Raw genomic sequence first — 16,802 nt, 5'->3', positions numbered from 1 at the left:
ATAATCGCCATGGCCACCATATCTGTAATAGTTCCAGTTTATAACGGAGAAAAAACTATATTAGAAACGATCCAATCGATTCAAGCACAAACGTTTTCAGATTTTGAGTTAATTGCCATTAATGACGGCTCCACTGATGGGACATTAGATGTAATCAGTACAGTCAACGATCCTCGATTGAAAGTGTTTTCCTATGAAAATGGCGGATTGCCAGTGGCACGTAATCGTGGCATTCGTCGCTCTAGGGGCGAGTTTATTACGTTTATAGATGCCGATGATTTATGGAAACCCGATAAATTGGAGCTACAGTTAGCAGCACTGCAAAAAAATCCTGAAGCCGGAGTGGCTTACAGTTGGACTGCCTTTATAGATGAGAATAGCAAATTTTTGTTTGCTTGGCAACCACTCTATTGGGAGGGTAATGTTTATCCCCAATTACTAATTCGTAACTTCATATCCAGTGGTTCCAATATCATGGTTAAGCGGAAGTATATTGAAGCAGCTGGAGAATTTGACCCATGCCTGAAATCAGTTGAAGATTGGGATTATTACCTCAGGCTAGCAGCTTTATGTCCTTTTGCACTGGTTCCTAAATACCAAATTCTCTACCGTCGCTCTTCCCAGTCAATGACCTCTAAAGTGGATGTGATGGAGAATGCGAACCTAATTGTAATTGAAAGAGCATTCAAGGCAGCTCCACCAGAACTTAAGTCTCTTAAAAATAAGAGTTTAGCGAATGCCTATCGTTATCTTGCTAAGCAGTGTATAGCTAATGCTTTTGATAATGAAGCAGTAAAGCTAGCTATTAAAAAACTAAGCTATTCCATAAAGCTTTATCCAAAATTTTTGCTAAGCAAGGAAACTATGCGTCTGATTTTAAAACTATTAATAATCAAAATTATGCCTAAAAAACTAGCTGGACATTTAATCCAACTAATCGGCCAGAAAATGCCGATGGTATCTGTTGATAATCGGATGATTTAAGAGCACTAACTACCACTCTAATTTTACAGATATCAATTTCGACAGATATCAATCATCACAAGGATGGCAGGATGGGAGATCCACTGTGAAAATTGTCAAAACAATCGGGAGTCGCATTAAGCAAAAACTAGGTAACCGTAGCACTTTTACTCGCAATCTTGGTTGGATGGGAGTGGCACAGGCATTTATTCGGGTTTCCCGTTTAGCTGCAACGTTTATTTTGCCACGCTTCTTAACTCCCCATGACTTTGGATTAGCTGCACTGGTTCTGACGACCTATGAATATTCACAAACAATAACGCGGATCGGTGTTCATGCTAGAATTATACAGGCGGAAGCCGATGAGCTGGAAGACATTTGTAATAGTGCTTATTGGTTAAATTGGGTACTTTTTGCAAGTCTATTCGTTATGCAGTGCCTTGCTGCTTTTCCAGTTGCGTGGTTTTATAAGGATAACCAACTTATTTTACCCATTTGTCTATTAGCATTTAACTTTTTGATTGCTCCCTTAGGAGCAGTACAGTCAGCACTAATTCAAAGGGATAATCGAATTCAGGTAACGGCTACTGCTCGCGCTCTCAGATATGCCACCGCCAATATTTTAACCGCTGTCTTTGCTGTTCTTCATCTGGGAATGTGGGCGATAATACTTCCCATACTAATAGCTAGCCCTATAGAATTCATTACCTATCTGTTCAAACATCCCTGGCGGAGAACTGGCTCTTTCACAACCAAATACTGGGGTAAGATTTTTCGCTTTGGAATCAATTTCCTGGGGATTGAACTTTTAAAGACTCTCAGGGAAACTCTCGACTATCTTATCATTGGTCGCTTTATAGGAATTGACCTATTAGGTGTTTACTACTTTGCTTACAATGCTGGATTGGGAATTAGCTTGACTATCGTCCAATCCATTACTACTGCTTTATACCCTGCCCTATGTGAAGTCCGGACAAACTTATCGAAATTTAAGCAAACATACTTTAGCAGTCTGAAGACGATTGGGAAAGTGATTGTTGGTTTTGTTGCTTTACAAGCAAGTCTAGTTCCGTTTTATATTCCCATTATGGTTGGGGAAAAAATTCATACGGAAGGCTGGAGTATGGTTGTTCCCATCGTCATTTTAGTTTGCTTATCAGCAATTCCTAGACCCTTTGATATTGCTGGATTTCAGCTTTTAGCAGCCATTGATAAACCGCAAATTGGCTTGCTCTGGAATGTCTTATTTACTATCATCTTTTCCTGTAGTCTACTGATAGCAGTGAAATGGGGAATCATCACGGTCGCTGTATCGGTTTTACTGGTTCATGCCCTTTTAATTCCGTTATTTGTGGTTTGGTCTGCTAGGTATGTCTTTGCTAAACCTCAAACGTCTCCTGTAACCTTAGAGCATACTGTACTCCAATCTCATACTGTACTCCAATCTCAAGATGAGACTGATACTGATCAGTTTTATGTCAGCCAATGGACTTTATCATTAGCCAGTAGTGGGACATTCCCTAACACTCAGGGTTCTGAATTTGGTGATTGTGACTTTAATAACAGTAATAATAGTAATAGCAGTGCTGGGTTAAGCGATCGCTTCGATGATCCCAGAAAACAGCTGAAGTTGATAGCTGAAAGTGTGACGGTTTTAGAAGAAGCGGCAAAGCAGCTAAATATATCTCTAGATAGCTTAGATAAGCCTTCGATTCAACTAATCGATAACTCTACAATGATGGTTTTTGAAATTTCAGGAGTCACCCCTGAGGAAGCGCAACGGAGAGCCTTCGCCATTAATCAGGCGTTTAACAAAAGACTGGAACAACTCAGAAAGCAAGAAATTGCTCAACAAGAAAAGACTATCCCAGTGTATATAAAATCAGCCGAAAACGATCTAGAAAAAGCACAGCAACGCCTAGCTGAAAAAACGGCGAACATAGGATTGCCCTTAAACCAGCTCTTAGAGACAATAGAAACACTACGGCGGAAAAAGATTGAATTACGGCGCAAAAAGATTGAATTGCTGGCTGAGCTAGTACCGACTCAGTCTGATCATAGTCATTCTACCAATCCTCAGATTATGAATCCTGTTCACCATCAGCCTCAAGCTAGCTTATTCCAAGATGATCTACCCTTAGAAATGGATGATATTAAACCACAACTACAAGGTAGTGATGACAAGGCCAGGGATCTAGAGTTTCAGATTTCTCAGCTTGAAGTAAAACTTAGCAAAATGTCCCAAGATGCCTTGACTCTGGAAATTATAGAGCGAGATTTACGGATTGCACAAACCGTCTATTCCTCTGTTTTAAGCCAATGGAAAATTATTAAGTCAGACTCATCTATTATGTATTATCCCCAACTGCAATTGGTAGCGGGTCCCACCTTAGCTACCAGATCACAAATGCAAAATAGTCTAGTACACTTGGGCATAAATTTGTGATCAGTTCCTGGGAAGATGATAGTGGTCAGGAGGTAATTTTTAGTCGTCAGTTGTCAGTTTCAAGTATTTATCTATTTTTTTTGAGAAATTTTCTTTAAAAAAATAAATAAAATTAAAACTAGTTCTATTTAAAACCACTGGTCAAACAATGAAACATGTTTCTGTCATTATTCCCGTCTACGGAGTTGAAAAGTATATTGCAGCAGCGGTGCAGTCTGTTCTCGACCAGACCTATACCAACTTTGAACTGCTCATTATTGACGATGAATCCCCAGACAGTAGTATAAAAATTTGTCAAGAATTCTCGGATCATCGAATTAAGATTATTCATCAAACTAATCGGGGACTTGCTGGAGCGCGCAATACAGGAATTCGCCATGCCGAAGGAGATTATTTAGCGTTTTTAGATGGGGATGACTTATGGTTGCCTCACAAACTGGAAAGACATATTGAACACCTAGAAAAATTGCCAGAGGTAGGGGTTAGTTTTAGCCGTTCTGCATTGATTGATGAATCTGGAAATTTATTGAACACTTATCTAATGCCTAAGTTAAAGGACATTACCCGATCAGATTTATTCCGGTCTAGTCCTATTGGTAATGGTTCAGCTCCCGTAATTCGACGGGAAGTCTTTGAAGCCCTTAAGTATCAAGATAACCTTTACGGCACTACAGAAGATTTTTACTTTGATGAAAACTTTCGCCGCGCTGAAGATATTGAATGTTGGCTACGTATTGCGATTCAGACAGACTGGAAAATTGAGGGAATCCCTGAAGCACTAACCCTATATCGAGTCAATTCAGCCAGTCTTTCAGCGAACTTAGTCAAACAGTTAGATTCCTGGAAACAAGTACTAGAAAAAACTCGCTCCTACGCTCCTGAATTGATTGAGAAGTGGGGAAATTTAGCCCTGGCCTATCGATTGCGAAACTTTGCTCGTAGTGCAGTACGTCTTAAAGATGGACCAATGTCTGTCAAACTAATTAACGCTGCTTTGGCAACTTACTGGCGTCTTCTCTTGGAAGAACCAAGCCGTACCCTTCGGACTTTGGCTGCTGCCTATTTACTTTGGCTGTTGCCTAAGCCCCTATATTCCCACCTCGAAGTTCTGGCTGTTAAAGTAGTGGGAATGATCCAAAGACGTCAGATTTTGCAAGACCAACTTGGACAATAATTGTCTTAGTCATTCACTATAATATCGGTGATAAAATGAAAAAAGTTTCTGTCATTACTCCAGTCTACAACGTTGAGAAGTATATTGCTGCTACAGTACAGTCAGTTTTGGATCAAACTTACCAAAATTTTGAATATTTGCTCATTGATGATGGTTCTCCTGACCACAGTGTAGAGATTTGCCAGGAGTTCCTAGACCCGAGGATCAAAATTATTCGTCAGGAAAATCAGGGAGCTAATGCAGCAAGGAATGAAGGCATCCGCCAAGCCCAGGGAGAGTATATAGCATTTTTAGATGGCGATGACCTATGGTTGCCTCAAAAGCTAGAAAAACATATTGAACATTTGGAAAACAATCCAAATTTGGGGATTAGCTTTAGCTGTTCTGGGTTTATCGATGAAGCAGGAAATCCCCTAGGAATCTATCAACTTCCCAAGCTGAAGGACATCACCATCGGTGACATAATTTGCCGTAATCCTATTAGTAATGGCTCCTGTGCTGTGTTCCGCAAGCAGGTATTTGAAGCCATTAAGTACCAAGAGACTATCAACGGAAAGACCAAAGACTTTTATTGGGATGAAGGATTGCAAGGGTCACAGGATTTGGATTGTTGGTTTCGCATTGCTATCCAAACCAATTGGCACCTGGAAGGCATTGCTGACTCTTTGACTCTATACCGAGTAAATTCCGGTGGTATATCAGCTAACTTGTTCAAAAAACAAAAGTCTTGGGAACAGGTAATTGAGAAGACTCGTTCCTATGCTCCTGAGGTGGTGGTTGAGTGGGAAAACCGTGCCCGTGCTTACCATTTGAGGTATCTAGCTCGTAGGGCAGTTACCTTGAGAGATGGTGCCATGGCTGTCGAATTCTTCAACCAAGCTCTGGGTACCTACTGGCAGATGCTCTGGGAAGAACCACGTCGTACTGTGTTAACTGGGGCTGCAGCCTATTTGCTCTGGGTTATACCTCAGAATCTTTACAAGCATATAGAAGCTGTAGCTTTAAAAACCACAGGGTCTTCACAAAAGCGCCGGATTTCTCAAGCAATCAGAGGTACATGAAATGTCATCTATTAGCAAATAGCTAAAACCCTGCTACCAATGCATGCTGGTTTTGGGGTAATGGGTAATAGGTCTGCCAATGATCCATTCCCCATTACCCATTACCCATTACCCATTACCTATTACCTATTACCTATTACCTATTACCTATTACCTATCTCCAAAGTAAAAAACCTACCCTTGTCAGCCACTCCCCACTCCCGATTCCCGACTCCCCACTCCCCACCCAAATGTAAAAAACCTACCCCTGTGAGCACAGCCCCTCTCCATTCGCGACGGCATCAAGACAGTGAAATTGGATATTTTGTGAGTTGTAGCTAATTGTAAAATTTATGTCTACTAATTGTGAAATTTATGTCTAGTTTTGATAAATTATATCTATCGCTAGACATTTTTTTTTGCTATATTTTTTGATTATGATATACTTCTATAAAGTCTGGTTTTATCGCTTTTATATAAGCTTACAGGGATGGCAGATTGAAATCATGATATTGCTTAATTGCCTACTTTTGACGTTCACTGTCTTATCTAGTTGTCGTATATACTACCAATGCTACCGGAAAATATATTATACAATTAAACAAAAATTATTATACAAAACTTGATAACTATAAAACTATAAAACAAAAACTAATAAAATTTATCTGGGGGGCGACCAGCGCCCCAAAGTACTTGCCAGCTTGAGGTTTAAGCTTACAGTGACTTATCAACTATACATAGACAAAACTATACATAGACAAAAGAAGCATAGTTTGAATTATTGAGAACTCAATCCCTGATTAGTTCGTCCAAGTTTAATAAAAATCGGGTTGATAATTTTGGTAAATTAAGTACCTAAAGCTAGACCAGATAATACTTATAGCTAACCGATCACAACCTCATAAATTTTAGCCTATGAAAACTGTTTCGATAATTATCCCAGTATACGGAGTTGAAAAGTATATTGCTAGCGCAGTACAGTCGGTTATCAACCAGAATTATCAAAACTTTGAACTGCTCATTATTGACGATGAATCCCCAGACAGTAGTATAAAAATTTGTCAAGAATTCTCGGATCATCGACTTAAGATTATTCACCAAACTAATCGGGGACTTGCTGGAGCGCGAAATACAGGAATTCGCCATGCCAAAGGAGATTATTTAGCCTTTTTAGATGGAGACGACTTGTGGTTGCCTCAGAAACTGGAAAGACATATTGAACACTTAGAAAAATTTCCAGAGGTAGGGGTTAGTTTTTGCCGTTCTGCTTTGATTGATGAAGCTGGAAATTTTATGGGTGCCTATCTAATGCCTAAGCTCACTAATATTACTATATCTGATTTGTTTCGAGAGAGTCCGATCGGGAACGGTTCGGCTGCTGTAGTTCGTCGCGAAGTCTTTGACAAAATTAAGTATCAGGATAATCTTTACGGCCCTACAGAAGATTATTACTTTGATGAAAACTTCCGTCGTGCTGAAGATATTGAATGTTGGCTTCGCATCGCTATTCAAACTGACTGGAAAATTGAGGGAATACCTGAAGCACTAACCCTGTATCGAATTAATACACAAGGGTTGTCAGCCAATCTCTTCAAACAGTTCGAGTCCTTGGAACAAATGATTGAAAAGACCCGTTCCTATGCTCCCAAAGTGACCAGCCGATGGGAAAACATTTCTAGGGCTTACCAATTGCGGTACTTGGCTAGGAGTGCGGTTCGTCTTAAAGTAGGTTCAGATGCTGTGACATTTATACATCGCTCATTATCCAATCACTGGCTTATCCTACTAGAACAGCCACAGCGAACAATCTTAACCTTAATAGCCGCTTATATGCTTTGGTTATTACCGAAGTCTTTATATGCTCAAATTGAATTGCTTGTCTCTAAGCTGCTCAAAAATGTTAAAAAACAGCCTCTTGTCCAAAACTAGTACCGCTGGGCGGAATTCAAAATTCAAAATTCAAAATTAAAAAACCTTATAGAGTAATATTATTCTATAAGGGTTTACCTAGTTTGGAATCGTATCTTTATTTACTTTGTGCTTTTCTAGCATGATTAACTAATTTCAAGGTTTGAGTCTACTATGAAAAAAGTATCGGTAATTATTCCAGTCTATAAGGTTGAAAAATATATAGCAGCCACAGTAGAATCTGTGCTCGCCCAAACCTATAAAAATTTTGAGTTGCTACTCATTGATGATGGCTCTCCTGACAACAGTATCCAAATATGTCAACAAATTAACGATCCGAGAATTAAAATTATTCGTCAGGATAATCAAGGAGTCTCAGCCGCTAGAAATACTGGTATTCGCCATGCTCAAGGAGAGTATATCGCTTTCTTAGATGGAGATGATCTATGGGTTCCAGAAAAGCTAGAAAAGCATGTTTTACATCTAGAAACATCACCCCATGTAGGAGTCAGTTTTAGCTATTCTGCGTTCATTGATGAAACAGGAAGTCCGTTAGGAATCTATCAAATAGCCAAAACTAAAGATATAACTACAGATTATATCATGTGTCGTAATCCGATTGGGAATGGTTCAACACCAGTGATTCGGCGAGAAGTGTTTGAAGCAATTCGATACCGAAACGATCAAGCTACGGAGGAGGCTTATTTTGATACTGAATTACACAATATCGAAGACGTGGAATGTTGGCTGCGCATGGCGATTAAAACTGATTGGCAGATGGAAGGTTTGCCAGAGGCGCTAACTTTATATCGTATTCATTCACAAGGGCATTCAGCTAGTATACTCAAGCATATAAACTCTCTAGAAAAGGTGATTGATAAAACACGTGCCTATGCTCCAGAGGTAATTGCTGAATGTGAAAACCCAGCCCGCGCCTATTATTTACGGTTTGGTGCTCGACGTGCCCTCAGCATCAACGAAGGCTTGATGGCAACAGAATTGTTTAATAAGGCTTTAGCGACTTACTGGCGTATTTTGCTAGAGGAACCGCTTCGTACTCTGTTGACGGGGGCTGCTGCTTATTTGCTCCGACTTTTACCTAAAACTATTTACCAGCAAATGGAAGCTGTGGCTTTAAAAACGACAGGAGCTTCACAAAAGCGCCGAATTTATCAGGAGCAAGCTTAGTATTTGATACTAAGTCCGGTTGTGAAAGTAGCTTTTCTTACTGATGGGGAGATGGGGTGATAGGGACATGGGGAGAGGGTTTGAGGTTTTGCACGCCTAAGCCACTGTGTGAACAGGATTTAGTATGATATGGTGCTTTACAAACACTTTGTAAAGCTTTTATAAAAATTTGTATATAAAACTCCTCAACCCTCATTATTTTCTGCGATAAAATAAAAGCTGAGGTTTATACGCAGCTAAAAAATGAATCTACCTTTAACCATAAAAACTAATCTGAAAGAGTTATTGATTGGCACACCGTTTGAGCCTGTGGCAAGAAGTATTGTTGATTTGATCAAGCCTCCTAGCCAAAAGATCCTGACCAGCAGGCAAGATGACACCTATGTCTATCAGATTATGAAGCGGATTTTAGACAAATCCTCAAACTGTATCGATGTGGGTAGCAACATGGGGAGTGTGTTGACAAAAATATGCCAACTGGCTCCCCTCGGTCATCACTATGCTTTCGAGCCGCTCCCCCGGCTGGCTACTAGGCTGCAAAAACGGTTCCCAAAGGTTGATGTTAGGCAAATTGCCTTGAGTGATTTAGAGGGAGAAACCACGTTCTGGCATGTTGTTGATGCCCCAGCACTCAGTGGTCTAAAACAAAGAGACTACAGCTATTGGGGTTATAACAATGCTCAAACAGAATCTATTGCTATCAAAACTCAAAAACTTGATGACATCCTTCAACCTGACTTCAAGGTTAATTTCATTAAGGTAGATGTAGAAGGAGCAGAGTTTCAGGTTTTCAAAGGTGCTATCCGAACCTTAAAAACCCACAAGCCTTACCTAGTCTTTGAATTTGGTCATAGTGGCATGGTTGATTATAAAATAACGCCAGGTATGATGTATGATTTGCTAGTCAACCAGTGTGGTTTGAATATTTTTAAACTTAACAGTTGGCTAAAGGGGTTAGCTCCCCTCAGTGAGCCTGAATTTACGATAATCTGTGAAGAAGACTCTGCTTGGAATTTCTTGGCTACGCCTTAGCGGTAGCTAGAAGACACAGCAGCATTCTGTAAGACTTAGAAAAAACTGGGCAACAAACCCTATAAATCGATATAAATAGTAGGGTGAGTTATTAACGTACTCTATTAGTAGAGTTACTGGGTAAGTCTTGTCCAAGTTGCTGATCTATTTTTTTGATGATTGACTTGCTTGCGATCGCACTCAGGGTGCTTTTAGGCTTATTTATTTTTGCGATTGGGCTAACCCTTGCTAAGTGGATTCCCAATCACCGGATTCGAGCTATTACCCAACCAAACCCTTGGTTTAGGCAAAGGGTTACTCTAGGACTGATGATCCTGACTAGTTTGATGATGCTGGGGTCAATTGTATTAGTCACTGATATCGTTAAGGTAAATTCAGGACAGGCTGAGGTAGTTAGCTCTCGGAAATACCAGAACAACATCCGCCTCGGCACAACTAATGTAGCGATCGGAGGTGGTGGTTATGTCACTGGTGTTTACCTCCATCCACTGGAGAAAGACTTAGTTTATATTCGGACTGATGTGGGTGGCTTCTATCGTTGGGATGAGGCGAAACAACGTTGGATTCCCCTGACAGAACACTTTCCCTTCTCTCAGAGAAACTACTATGGAGGAGAAGCACTGGCTGTTGATCCCAATGATCCCACTATTGTCTATATTGCAGCTGGAAAATATCCCTGGGCTGAACCAGGAGCACTATTTAAATCTACCGATAAAGGACAAACTTGGACAAAGTTGAACCTAGAGCTCAAGATGGGGGCTAACCACAAGAAAAAATGGCTAGGAGAGAGACTAGCTGTTGATCCGTTCAATTCCAATATTATCCTGTTCGGCTCTAGAGAAGATGGACTTTGGAAATCATCGGATGCTGGTGCAACCTGGGAAAACGTGACTTCTTTTGCAGGTAAACCAGATAACAAAATTGGTATTACAGCGATTGTCTTTGATACACAGGTACCGGGCTTAGTGTATGCTTCGCCCTATGGAGATGGCATCTACAAATCTACTGACTCTGGGGTCAGCTGGACTCAGGTAGCTGGTAGCCCAAAAACAGTCAATCGCATGGCTGTGGGAAACAATAAAATCCTCTACGTTACCAGTACCAGTAATCCTGGAGTCCACAAGTATGCCAATGGTGTCTGGAAAACCATGAAACCAGGGGGATCTAATCGGATTTTTGGTCCGGTCAGTGTGAATCCTGCTAATCGTGAGGATATCATAGTTGCCCTAAACCGCACACAAAAAACTAAATTCTACCGTTCGTTGGATGGCGGCGCTACCTGGAAACAGCAGCAGTCTTCTGCTAACAACACTATTCCCTGGTGGCCGAAGAAATTTTTTGCCAATCATATGGCAGGGATGGAATTTGACCCGAAAGTACCGGGAAGAGTGTGGTTTACGGATTGGTATGGTGTATGGCGGACAGATGATCTTAATGCTAATCCCGTTGTTTGGACTAACTATGCCGCCGGACACGAGGAAGTTGTTCCGTTCACTCTGGTTTCACCACCCCGTGGTCCCATACTGGTAAGTGGGGTGGCGGATGTGGATGGTTTCTACCATAACCAAGGATTAGATACTTACCCCTCTCAACGACTTGGTCTGGGGGAACCTGGTAAGTCATTCCAGGATACCTATAGTATTGCTTACTGTGAAACTAAACCCTTACAGATGGTTCGGGTTGGTGGTTACCGCTGGAATTCAACCTATACTGGCGCGACTTCCACTGATGGTGGTCTGACATGGCAAGAGTTTGCCTCATTCCCAGACAATACTATGCCGATGCGGGTGGCTATGTCTGCTACTAACCCCAATTTATTTGTTGTGACAGTTAGTCAAGGTCAGCCGTTGCGCACTAAGGATGGAGGGGTGACCTGGCAAAAGGTGTCAGGATTACCCAATGGTCCCGGTGGTCCATGGAATTGGTCTCAATCTTTAGCGGCAGACCCTGTAGATGGCAACAGGTTTTATTACTATGCCAAAGGCAAAGTCTATCGTTCCAATGATGGTGGCTCATCCTTTCAAGTTGTGAATGATTCACTGCGGAATGAAGGTTGGCATTCCCTGAAAACGGTGCCAGGGGTTAAGGGCGAAATTTGGCTGAGTCTAGACCGCAAGGGTTTCTATCGCTCTACCGATGGCGGTAAGTCATTCCTTAAGCTGCCTTCAGTCACCAGAGCTCACCTATTTGCTTTTGGTAAAGCACCCCAGGGGAGTGACACTCCAGCACTGTATATTTATGGAAATATTGATGGAAATGTTCCCAATCTTGAGAATGGGGTTAGGAATCAAGAAGCTACAGGGACTTCAGGAAGCTCAGCCAAAAGCCGTGCCGAAGAACCAGGAATATTCCAGTCTCTTGACATGGGACGCACATGGACACGGATGGGCGATCGCTCCCGACCAATTGGCAATAGACCTGGTGTGATGGAGGCGAGTAAGCAGGAGTTCGGACTTGTCTTTATTGGTACCAATGGTAGGGGAATATACTACGGATCACAATAGGGTCAATGTAAGCATATGCGCTACGCGCACGCTGCTTGAGGTGCCGTCAGCCGTGAGCTAAAAGCTCACGCTACTTGAGGTGCCGTCAGCTTATTTTTCAAGTAACGTGCACTATGGGCATAAACTGTTCCCGTAGCGTGACCACATGCCTTTAGCTGATAGCTGATAGCTGATAGCTGAATGCTTAGCGGTTAATTTTGATTGATTGTTTAAGATTTTTCTAAAATTTTCCTTGTAATTAGGGTACTCCTTATTGAATAGGGAATACACTAGATTACTGACTTGTTTCGTGTTAATCAGGGAATCAAACTATGGCACTCCTGCAATTTTTAATCATTAGCGCCATTTGTATGGTGTTAATCAAGTTTGTTGCCTCTTGGTTTGGGTATGGCAACATACCGATACTGAATAAATTAGTGACAATTATTCTCAGCGTCTTCGTCACCTTTGAAATTATTCAGCTGGTGCAAGCTATGATTATCAAATTTGGTTGAGGGCTGACGGTTGAGGGAGAGTTGAAGGTTGAAGGTTGAGGGTTTAGGGTTGAAGGTTGAAGGTTGAAGGTTTAGGGTTCAAGGTTGAAGGTTTAGGGTTCAAGGTTGAAGGTTGAAGGTTGAAGGTTGATGGGTGACGGTTGATGGGTGACGGTTGACCTTCAATAAGATGCGATCGCTTAAGTTATTAATAAGTTACTAAAGTTAAACGTTAACTATAGCGTTTATGCTACTTATGAGGTACAGTCAATTTTCTTCCCCCTACTCCCTACTCCCTACTCCCTACTCCCTACTCCCGACTCCCTACTCCCGACTCCCGACTCCCGACTCCCTGTATTACCCAATAGTTTCTAGCAGTGTCTGGAGAATCAAATAGGCTGAGGTAGCACCAGGGTCTTGATGTCCCACACTGCGCTCCCCTAAATAACTGGCTCGTCCCTTCTTGGCCACCAAGGGAATAGTATTTTTCATCCCTTGTTCTGCTGCCTTGACAGCCTGTTGCAAGGCTTCTAGCATACTGTCTCCTTTATCTACAGCTTGTGCGAAGGCATTGGCTGCGGGTGATAGAGCATCTAACATGGTCTTATCTCCCAAGTTGGCTTTGCCTCGCTGGACGACTCCCTCCACTGCTGCTTGGAATAGTTTTACCATATCCTCTTCTGTCAGTTCTTGCTTTCCTGCTACTGCTGCACTTGAGCGCAAGAACAGGGTGCCATAAAGTGGTCCACTGGCACCTCCCACAGTGGAAATTAGAGTCATGCTGACGGTTTTGAGAATACTGCCAATGTCTTTATCTGCCACTTTAGGAAGCTGAGTGATCACCTTTTGAAAGCCACGATTCATATTAATACCGTGGTCAGCATCACCAATAGCAGCATCAAGTTCGGTTAGATAGTCCTTGTTTTGTTCTAGTACAGTAGCTACTGCTTGTAACCACTGTATAATTTGATGTTTAGTTACCATAGTGGCAGAGTTGCTCAGGGGCTCAGGGCGTCAAGGTAGCAATTAGCAATTAGTAATTAGCAATGAGCAATTAGCAATTAGCTAAGCTGTACCATACCAATGCTCCCCGATATGATACCAATCATAGTCCCCAACGCAGGGCTGGTGTCTTGACTGGTGCATCCCAGAATTTAATTAGCTCATCGTTCATTTTGAGTAGGGTAATCGAGCAGCCTTGCATTTCTAGAGACGTAATATAAGGACCAATCAGACTACGCACGATTTCCAGTCCCTTTTGTTCACAGATTTGGGCTAATTTGCGATACACAATGTACAGTTCCGACAAGGGAGTACCACCCATGCTATTTACGAATGCCAGAATGCGATCGCTTTTCTGAAAAGGCGGGTCAGTTATTTCCAACTCTGTCCATTCTGCTTTATCTTCATCCCACTCTCGCACTGTGCGGCTATAGGCAGAATCTTCAATAATCGATAGCGCTAGCATTTCAGTCATCTCATCCGCTGATTTGAGGGACATTCGTTGTCTTCCCGGTTCCCCGTGAATGCCAATCCCAAATTCTATTTCTGCTTCCCCCAAGTCAAACATGGCACTCCCTTTAGCAGGAGGAGTGCAGGATGTCAAGGCCATACCCATGCTGCGTCCATTACTATTAACCTGGCGACAGAGATTAGCCAGTTGTTTGAGGTCATAACCGGCAGCAGCAGCAGCGCCACAGATTTTCTCGGCTAATAATGTTGTCCCTACCCCCCGCCTGCCTTGAGTATAGAGGCTATCTTTAACCGCTACATCATCATCAATTAGGATATTGAGGACTCGGATGCCTTCTGAGATAGCTAATTCGGCAGCTAACTCAAAATTCATGACGTCACCGCTATAGTTTTTGACAATATTAAGAACCCCTGCACCACTGTTGACTATTTTGGCAGCTTCTAGCATTTGGTCGGGGGTGGGAGAGGTAAACACTTCACCGGGACAGGCGGCATCTAACATTCCGGCACCCACAAAGCCCCCGTGCAAGGGTTCATGACCACTACCGCCACCGGAAATAATCGCTACTTTGTTTGATATGGGAGCATCAGCGCGGTAGATCAAGGGGGGGTCAAGATTAATTTTGAGCAGGTCAGGATGGGCTAAAGCCATCCCTTCTAGGCTTTCTCTGACAACATTATCGGGATGGTTGATTAATTTTTTCATGATTGATATCAGTGGTAATGGGTCATGGGTCATGGGTCATGGGTAATTGCCCCAACTTCCCCTTCTACCAATACTGCCATCCGTTACATCCGTTACTCATCCGTTGCCCGATCTTCTATTTGTCACAAGTCTAAAGCTTTGCTTATTCTTACTTCCACAACAAGATAAATAGGCATTGCTTAATGATTCAACGCCCTTTTGTTGAAACCGCAATTTTTTTTGGCTTGGAAATATAGCGCTGCGCTATAGCACTATATTTCAGGAGTGCGATCGCAAAAAAACTATATCGCTAGTTCAGCCATGCCCTGTTCATACAACCTTTAACCAATTATGCCATGGTTCAATCCAAATGGTAGTATAATCCCGATCCCAATTTTGCCAATTATGGTAACACATAAGGAAATTCAACCATGACCATAACCAAAGCAATGTCATCTCAACGATATGCAGAATTTGACCAGGTGTTCCAGTTGTTTGATGCCAATGGTGATGGATTTATCACTCGTCAGGAAATCATCGATGCTCTAGAGGTTTTGGGACAAGGCATTTCCCTTCAAGACCGAACCAATCTTTTCAATCTGCTCAACACAGATGATGTTGTGACCCGGGATGCCTTTATGGAGTGGATGGTAAACCGCCAAGATCTCGATATTAGGGCTGATCTGCGACAGGTGTTTGAACTGATTGATGTTGATGGTAGTGGCAAATTATCGATTGAGGAGTTCACGCAGATTATCCAGTGCTTCAACACTACCGTAACTGATTCAGAAATTGCTACCTTGGTGAGAAAAGCTGATTTAAATGCAGATGGCGAAATTGATTTTGAAGAGTTTATTGCCACTCAGACTTATGAATCGGGTCTGAAGATTTCGATCGCAGGCTTACGCAGTTTTAAAAAGATTTTGCTTCAGTACCAGAAAGTCGCAAAGTTTTCCTCCATTGCCCTGATTGAAGTTGATTCTGAATTAGGAGCGGGAACGCGCGGTCAATCCATGGGAACTGCTGCTTTGAGAGAAGCTGCTATCCAAAAACAGGCGGCACGAATGCATGCCGAGAATGGTGTTTTGAGTCTGGATAGTTTACAAGTACAAACGGAAAATTGGGCAGATGCTCTGGGACACAAACATCAGTACGCCAAGTATATTCACAAGCTATATCAGGTGCTGAGCCGAACCACCGATGTAGTAGCCCAAACCCTACAGGAGGGGCTGTTTCCAGTGGTACTGGGTGGGGATCATTCAACGGCAGCAGGGACAATCGCCGGAATCAAAAAAGCCTTTCCGAATCATCGCTTGGGAGTGGTTTGGATTGATGCCCATGCTGATATTCACTCTCCCTATACTACTCCATCGGGAAATATGCATGGGATGCCTTTGGCGATGGCGACTGCTACTGATAATCTGGCCAAGCAAATCAATGATCTTGACTCAGACACCTTAGAACTGTGGAACCTGTGCCAAAGATTGGGGCTGGCAGATAGCGCGAATTTGAGCATTGAGGATCTGGTGTATGTTGCGGTACGAGATACGGAAGAGGCTGAAGACCACTTGATAGAAACACACCAGATCTTAAACATGACCACTGAGCAAGTTCGTACCTTGGGTGCGGATGTGGTTGCCCAACGGTGTTTAGAGAAGCTAGAGGGGGTGGATCTGATTTACGTTACTTTTGACGTGGACAGTATGGACTCCACAATTTGTATGGGAACGGGAACCCCAGCTCCAAATGGGATTTTTGTCAAGGAAGCCTGTCTGCTCAACGAAACTTTGGTTAAAGATCCACGGGTGTGTTGTTGGGAAATCTGTGAAATTAATCCCCTGCTCGATACCCTCAACACCATGGTGGAAAACTCCCTGGGCATTTTTGAAACCGTAGTGGATGCCATTGCCAATCGC

At 42.4% G+C, this 16,802-nt stretch carries 14 protein-coding genes; 12 read left to right on the top strand and 2 right to left on the bottom strand.

Annotated features, from left to right (window positions below; translation table 11 throughout):
- The first annotated feature begins 9 nt into the window (after positions 1-9).
- The 11 genes from F6K38_RS11325 to F6K38_RS11275 all read left to right on the top strand — a co-directional run bounded on the left by F6K38_RS11325 (position 10) and on the right by F6K38_RS11275 (position 13,125).
- A complete protein-coding gene (locus F6K38_RS11325) occupies positions 10-984 on the top strand; it encodes a glycosyltransferase (protein ID WP_008179032.1) in 975 nt (324 codons plus the stop codon).
- An 85-nt stretch (positions 985-1,069) separates the two neighbouring features.
- Positions 1,070-3,409 (top strand): lipopolysaccharide biosynthesis protein, encoded by a 2,340-nt coding sequence (locus F6K38_RS11320; RefSeq protein WP_008179030.1) that lies wholly within the window; start codon positions 1,070-1,072, stop codon positions 3,407-3,409.
- A gap of 148 nt (positions 3,410-3,557) precedes the next feature.
- On the top strand, positions 3,558-4,583 hold the full coding sequence (locus tag F6K38_RS11315) for a glycosyltransferase family 2 protein (RefSeq protein ID WP_008179028.1): 1,026 nt from the start codon (positions 3,558-3,560) through the stop codon (positions 4,581-4,583).
- 35 nt (positions 4,584-4,618) lie between these two features.
- Positions 4,619-5,644, top strand: coding sequence for a glycosyltransferase family 2 protein (locus tag F6K38_RS11310; protein ID WP_008179026.1), 1,026 nt, complete (start codon positions 4,619-4,621; stop codon positions 5,642-5,644).
- 39 nt (positions 5,645-5,683) lie between these two features.
- On the top strand, positions 5,684-5,965 hold the full coding sequence (locus tag F6K38_RS11305; protein ID WP_008179024.1) for a hypothetical protein: 282 nt from the start codon (positions 5,684-5,686) through the stop codon (positions 5,963-5,965).
- Positions 5,966-6,538: 573 nt separating this feature from the next.
- On the top strand, positions 6,539-7,552 hold the full coding sequence (locus F6K38_RS11300) for a glycosyltransferase family 2 protein (protein WP_008179022.1): 1,014 nt from the start codon (positions 6,539-6,541) through the stop codon (positions 7,550-7,552).
- A 153-nt stretch (positions 7,553-7,705) separates the two neighbouring features.
- Positions 7,706-8,719: a glycosyltransferase family 2 protein gene (locus F6K38_RS11295; protein WP_008179020.1), complete on the top strand. Its 1,014-nt coding sequence runs from the start codon at positions 7,706-7,708 to the stop codon at positions 8,717-8,719.
- A 243-nt stretch (positions 8,720-8,962) separates the two neighbouring features.
- Positions 8,963-9,751, top strand: a complete 789-nt coding sequence (locus F6K38_RS11290) for an FkbM family methyltransferase (RefSeq protein WP_008179019.1) — start codon at positions 8,963-8,965, stop codon at positions 9,749-9,751.
- Positions 9,752-9,906: 155 nt separating this feature from the next.
- The gene (locus F6K38_RS11285) at positions 9,907-12,255 is read left to right on the top strand and encodes a beta propeller repeat protein (RefSeq protein ID WP_287267065.1); all 2,349 of its coding nucleotides are present in this window, start codon (positions 9,907-9,909) and stop codon (positions 12,253-12,255) included.
- A 311-nt stretch (positions 12,256-12,566) separates the two neighbouring features.
- Positions 12,567-12,749 carry a hypothetical protein gene (locus tag F6K38_RS11280; protein WP_008179017.1) on the top strand — a complete coding sequence of 61 codons (183 nt, stop codon included), beginning with the start codon at positions 12,567-12,569 and terminating at the stop codon, positions 12,747-12,749.
- A gap of 235 nt (positions 12,750-12,984) precedes the next feature.
- Positions 12,985-13,125, top strand: a complete 141-nt coding sequence (locus F6K38_RS11275) for a hypothetical protein (RefSeq protein ID WP_287356625.1) — start codon at positions 12,985-12,987, stop codon at positions 13,123-13,125.
- On the opposite strand, the gene dhaL is transcribed toward F6K38_RS11275, so the two are convergent.
- Both dhaL and dhaK read right to left on the bottom strand, forming a co-directional pair.
- Complete coding sequence (gene dhaL, locus F6K38_RS11270) at positions 13,086-13,712, bottom strand: dihydroxyacetone kinase subunit DhaL (protein WP_287267063.1); 627 nt, start codon at positions 13,710-13,712, stop codon at positions 13,086-13,088. The genes F6K38_RS11275 and dhaL overlap by 40 nt on opposite strands.
- 121 nt (positions 13,713-13,833) lie before the next feature.
- Positions 13,834-14,907 carry a dihydroxyacetone kinase subunit DhaK gene (dhaK, locus tag F6K38_RS11265; protein ID WP_287248861.1) on the bottom strand — a complete coding sequence of 358 codons (1,074 nt, stop codon included), beginning with the start codon at positions 14,905-14,907 and terminating at the stop codon, positions 13,834-13,836.
- Positions 14,908-15,317: 410 nt separating this feature from the next.
- On the opposite strand from dhaK, the gene F6K38_RS11260 reads away from it, so the two are divergent.
- Positions 15,318-16,802: arginase family protein (locus F6K38_RS11260; RefSeq protein ID WP_287248863.1), on the top strand; the 1,485-nt coding region annotated here is incomplete at its 3' end.

The organism is Moorena sp. SIO3B2, assembly GCF_010692525.1.
Lineage (GTDB): Bacteria > Cyanobacteriota > Cyanobacteriia > Cyanobacteriales > Coleofasciculaceae > Moorena > Moorena producens.
Note: the sequence above shows the minus strand (reverse complement) of the source record. Positions and strands in the feature narration are given on the sequence as shown.